Source organism: Desulforudis sp. DRI-14, from assembly GCF_052618305.1.
The window spans coordinates 1-5,003 of the sequence record NZ_JBQXEZ010000042.1 but is presented as its reverse complement, the minus strand read 5'-3'; the positions used below and the strand labels follow the sequence as shown (position 1 = coordinate 5,003).

Here is a 5,003-nt window from a genome sequence, read left to right as displayed (position 1 = left end):
ACCCGAACCAGCCGATCGAACTCGTGCGCGTGGTCCGCTCCTTCGACCCGTGCATCGCCTGCGCCGTGCATCTGCTGAAGGTGAAGGGCCACAAGAAGGAAGCGATGTCCTTCCGGATCTAAAGAATATTTCCTTCCCTCACCATTCAAAGAGGAAGGGCAGAGGAAAGGCAGCCGCCAGGCGGCTGCCTTTCCTCGTTTATATCCGATATTAGTCTTCATTAGTCTTCCTGCCAATCCAACACCCAAAACACAACACCAGACGTATGCTCAACAACTCAATGCCCTGAACGCCCAAAGCCCAATGCTCACGCCCATATCACCTGTTCATCCCCCTGGCCCTGACCTTGAGCTCGCCCACGATTTCTTGGCCCTTGCGCAGATATAACGAATCGGTTAGGTTAACCACCGGGCAGCAGTGGTTGGGGATAATCTCCACCCTGTCTCCGATAACAACCTCGACTTCGGCCTCGACGACCCCGTGTTCTTCGGAAAGGCGGGTAACGGTACAATCGCAGCCCTTTATAAACCCGTATCCCCTGCCGCGGACGCTGGGGTCGGACGAAAGCGTCTTGGAGCCGGCATCGAGCACAAACCTGTTGCCGGCCGGCCTGGAAACCACCGTGCTCAGCACCGTCAACGCGCACTGATGAACCTCGGCCACCCCCAGGCAAACCATATTGTAGTCATTAAAGACGTAGGTCCCCGGTCTGATTTCAGTAACGCCGTCCATCTCGGCCATAAAACGGGCCGTCGGCGTAGAACCCACGCTTATTTCGTCAACCGGCAAACCGGCTTTCCTTAGCAACTCGCACGTATCCGCCAGCAGGAAAGCCTCGCCGCGGGCGATCTGTCGCAGCTCGTTGAGGTTTCTGGCCTGGTAGGCGTGCCCGGCGTGGGTCATCAGGCCTGTTACCTTAATGCCTGGCAAAGCGGCCAGGCTTTTAACGAACTCAACGGTCGCCCTGCCGGGTTCTAGGCCGCACCGGTTCTGCCCGGTATTCACCTCGACGCACACCGGAACAGGAACAGCGATGGTCTCTCCGACCTCGGCTATGCCCCGGGCCACAGCCGCGCTGTCCACGGACACCGTTACCTTGGTTTTCCGCACCAGGTCCTTCAGTCTGGTAAGTTTCGCCGGACCAACCAGCGGATAGGCGACAAGGATATCGTCTACGCCGTACCCGGCCATTATCTCCGCCTCTGAAAGCTTTGCCACGGTTATCCCGCAGGCTCCGGCGTCAAGCTGCATGGCCGCTATCTCGGGGCTTTTATGTGTTTTAGCATGGGGGCGCAGCTTAATCCCCAAACGCGCCGTTTCCTGTGCCATCCCTTCAATGTTGGCCTTTAACAGGTCAACATCAACAAGAACGGCAGGCGTATCAAGTTCATAAACCTTCATGCCGTGTTCCTCCTACGGTACCACGATAAACTCCCAGGCGCAGTAGTAATCTTCCGGATGATCATCGGGAGGGCAGCATATACACCTGGTAACGATACGTTTGCCAATAGTCCTGGCAAATTCACTATATTCCACAAGGCCACTTCCTTACAAGGGAAGGCAGCCATTCCCTTTCTCTTTCTGGCAGCCTGGACCCGGCACTCGCGCATCCTGAATATCATTCGCTTTTCACTCTCCTCAACGATCTCCTGGCGGTTAACCAGCGCGTACAGTCTCAAACCCAAAGCCTCTTTCAACGCCGGAATACCGCCACCGGGTTCAATGCCGAGAAGGCGCATGATCCTCTCAGCCTCGATAACGGTAAAGCGCTCCCAGGCTGCCTTATCCGCGGCAATGGCGGCAGCAAGACCGTACTCGTGTTCCACTGCCTGAAACCAAAGTCCGTCGTGGGCCAGCCAGCGCTTGGCAAAGTCCTCAAGCAATTGCAATATCGGTAGTCCGTCCGCTCTTCCTACGTCTGAACACACGAATAGCCCGGCGAACAACAAAACCCGCTGCTGTTCCTGTCTTTGGATGTTAACCAGGCGCATAACCCCTTTCTTTAAGTAATAAGTTCTGTTTGCGGCGCAAAAGAAAACCCGCTGTCATTTTCAACAGCGGGTTTGTCGCATTCTTAGGCTATAGCATTAAGTCAGCCTAAAGATAAAGACAAAGATAATCAGGAATATAACACCGAGGCCCAGAGACCATCCCATCAGTTTTTTCTCTACCGGCAAAAGGTTAAACCACTCCTGGGCCTCCATTTCGGCCTTGACATCGGTTTGTTAGAATATTCCGCGTAGCCAATAGAAGGCCCCCTTAACAACATAGTAAGGGGGCTTCAGGCTGATGCCTATTTAGATGTCCGAGTCCAGCGCTCGGGCGAAGCAGGGGCCCCAACCAGCAAGGGGCAAGAGATTTTCTTGGCGATTCGCCCGGCCAAAAACTGAATACCTCCCGCTGCAGGGTGAGCGCAGCCTACCGGATTTGGGATTACCACCAGGGAAGCAGTCAATTCCTTGGCGGTTTCGATTACAACCTGATCCGGCTTGCCGACCCTAACTTCGGCTGTACACGAAACCTGGGCCTTTTCAGCCTTTCGCGTAAAACACTTAAGTACCTCGCTGGCACGCGAATACAGGGCATCCTCCAAGTAGCGAAAGAAGGTCATGCGCGTTTCGGAGGTATTCATCCATTCGTCGCCAAGCAGATTCTGCCAGCTTTGATCAAGGATGTAAACCGCTCTTATCCTTCCCTCGTATCTTCGGGCTAGGTCCACCGCAGCATCCTCCGCCAGAACGCCGCTGGGAGAACCGTCAGTGATCAACAGTATGCTCTGCATTGCGGCTACTTAATGATCAATCCGATAATCGCCAGAACTGTCACCAGCACGATAGCGGTCCAATCCTCGTGTCTCTCGTTGGCGAAAAGGGAAAGCTGTTTCTCGTCAAGATGGTTGTTAGACGCCATACTCCAACGCTCCTTTCACGGGTCATACGGTTAGTGCGCAGGCGGGTCTTCTCCGACAAACAGCAGCACAACGATCAGAGCAAGAATCGCTTTCAGCGCTCCTGCGGAAAAGCCGACGATCAGCGGTTTGCCCCCGGCCTTGCGCATTTCCGCTATCGAGATTTGCATACCCAAGCCTGTGAGGCCGATCGTGAAGAACCAGGTATAGAGCACCCGGAACAGCTTCAGTTCCTCCGAAGGAGGCCGTGTGGCGCCGAAGGTCCCGAAAGAGGTCAAGGCCACCATGCCCAGGAACCCGAGCACAAACACGGGGAACTTGCTCCAGATCCAGGAAAGCCCTCTGGACTCGCCCTTCTCATGTTCAAGACCTTGTTTGACCGCCTGCCGGGTGTAGATCAGAGCCAGGGTAAACACCACAAACGGCAGAAAGACGACACGCGTCAGGTTGAAGATCTCTCCGGTTTTAAGGGCAACAGACGGATGATCCACCGTTCCTGGATCAAAGGCCAAAGACGCCGCCAGAACCTGACCGGAGTTTACGATGCCGGTCCCGGCCCAGGCGCCGAACTGGTGCGGAGATAGACCCAACAGTGTACCCAACGGGGGAAACACAAATAGGCAGAACACGCCAAAGGCCAGCAGGGTCGCTACCGCAAAGGCCACATCCTCGCTCTTGGCCTTGACCGCCGGTGCTGTGGCTACAGCGGCTGAAACACCGCAGACGCCGATACCCGCGGCCATGCAGGCCGATGTCGCCGGGTGCATCCCGATCCGGTTACCCCACCACATGATGAACAGACAGGTAGCCATTACGAAAATCAGGATCAAGGTGATTGCGGTCGCTCCAAGAGTTGCCAGTTCCCGGAGACTGTAAAGAGAACCGAGAAGGATGACACCCATCTTGATAAACAGGCGCGAGGTCCTGACACCATTCGCTGCCCAGGTTGGAATACCGATAGTGTTGCGGATGAGGATACCGACAAGAATCACGATAATGACCTGATTAAGGTGCAAGTAGGTAGCCGCCCACGACCAGTTCTCCTTAATCCAGGAGGCGAGGCCTTCCCACTGCGGGATACCGAGATCCTTGGTGCCATGTGCAAGGCACGCGATCAAAAACATAAAAACGACGCCAGGAATAGCCTTTAGCCAGATTGAAAGGGTACTTTCGCCTACCGGGGACGGCGAGACAGGAACTTGTTCCGGTCTTGGCGAAGATGTTGGATTGGTCACTCAATTCCACTCCTTTCCGTAATACTCTACACACCTTTCCTAGGCATGACCCGATAAAGAAGACTTACACCCCCTTTTCGAACCCTTTTGGAGGGATGCTTGCAGTTATGAGGAGGAGTCAACAGCTATGCTCGGGTTCAAGTTTTGAAGTATGCGTTACGGCGAAGCAAGTGGCAGAAAAGATGTGGATCGTAAGGACAATCTGAGAAGTGTTCCTTGTTACCTCAAAGATATGCGCGCATTACCAGCTTCATTCGGGATAAACGTTCAAGTCGTAGAACAGACTATTGGTGGGTTATTTTCACGTTTGCAGTAGTGACAATCAGGGGCATTGATTACACAATGCGAGTTGCGCGTTTTAGCAAAATTTAATGCTTGCTTTGCCCTAAACCTCCTTTCTAACATTTGGGATGAAGTGCCATTAATTAACTTTATACTATACAGAAAAATGCTTAATTGTCAATCCAATTACCTATCTTTATTTATTTTGCAAATGTTCTAAAAGGCCTCTTTTTCGCCATATTAAGGTTAAATTACTTATTCCGTACATTCAACCCATCATCACGTCCATTATCTCTCTTGCCACCTGGTGCCCGGCAAATCCGGATCCGACCAAGCCGTCTCCAGTGTAAATCGGGTAGGAGGGGGCGGCTAGCCCCCCCCACACCACCGTACGTACCGTTCGGTATACGGCGGTTCATAAGGTTTAACGAAGTGCGTGATGCAAACACATCTACAAGCGGCGCCGAACCCATTCGTCCAACGCCTGCAGAACGCTCAGTGTGTCCATCAACCGAAAGTAACTGAGATGACTCCCCCTTGCGGGCTGCCGATCTCCTTGGTTTCCCAAACTCCGTCCT

The 5,003-nt window shown here is 53.6% G+C and carries 6 protein-coding genes; 1 reads left to right on the top strand and 5 read right to left on the bottom strand.

The window, feature by feature from the left end; all coding sequences use genetic code 11:
- On the top strand, window positions 1-122 hold a 122-nt coding region (locus ACUM6F_RS12575), incomplete at its 5' end, for a nickel-dependent hydrogenase large subunit (RefSeq protein ID WP_445349459.1).
- Window positions 123-318: 196 nt separating this feature from the next.
- On the opposite strand, the gene ACUM6F_RS12570 is transcribed toward ACUM6F_RS12575, so the two are convergent.
- From ACUM6F_RS12570 to ACUM6F_RS12550, 5 genes are all read right to left on the bottom strand, one after another.
- Complete coding sequence (locus tag ACUM6F_RS12570; RefSeq protein WP_445349458.1) at window positions 319-1,401, bottom strand: alanine racemase; 1,083 nt, start codon at window positions 1,399-1,401, stop codon at window positions 319-321.
- On the bottom strand, window positions 1,398-1,883 hold the full coding sequence (locus tag ACUM6F_RS12565) for a DUF6125 family protein (RefSeq protein WP_445349457.1): 486 nt from the start codon (window positions 1,881-1,883) through the stop codon (window positions 1,398-1,400). Before ACUM6F_RS12565 ends, ACUM6F_RS12570 begins: the two co-directional genes overlap by 4 nt.
- A 410-nt stretch (window positions 1,884-2,293) precedes the next feature.
- A complete protein-coding gene (locus ACUM6F_RS12560) occupies window positions 2,294-2,782 on the bottom strand; it encodes a universal stress protein (RefSeq protein WP_445349456.1) in 489 nt (162 codons plus the stop codon).
- A 5-nt stretch (window positions 2,783-2,787) separates the two neighbouring features.
- Entirely contained in the window at window positions 2,788-2,910 is a 123-nt protein-coding gene (locus ACUM6F_RS12555) for a hypothetical protein (RefSeq protein WP_445349455.1), read from the bottom strand.
- A gap of 30 nt (window positions 2,911-2,940) precedes the next feature.
- Window positions 2,941-4,032: a YeiH family protein gene (locus ACUM6F_RS12550; RefSeq protein WP_445349454.1), complete on the bottom strand. Its 1,092-nt coding sequence runs from the start codon at window positions 4,030-4,032 to the stop codon at window positions 2,941-2,943.
- Window positions 4,033-5,003 lie beyond the last annotated feature (971 nt).

Coding starts and splice junctions, on each gene's coding strand:
- ACUM6F_RS12570 (WP_445349458.1), bottom strand. CDS start 1,401: ATGAAGGTTTATGAACTTGATACGCCTGCCGTTCTTGTTGATGTTGAC.
- ACUM6F_RS12560 (WP_445349456.1), bottom strand. CDS start 2,782: ATGCAGAGCATACTGTTGATCACTGACGGTTCTCCCAGCGGCGTTCTG.
- ACUM6F_RS12555 (WP_445349455.1), bottom strand. CDS start 2,910: ATGGCGTCTAACAACCATCTTGACGAGAAACAGCTTTCCCTTTTCGCC.
- ACUM6F_RS12550 (WP_445349454.1), bottom strand. CDS start 4,032: ATGTTTTTGATCGCGTGCCTTGCACATGGCACCAAGGATCTCGGTATC.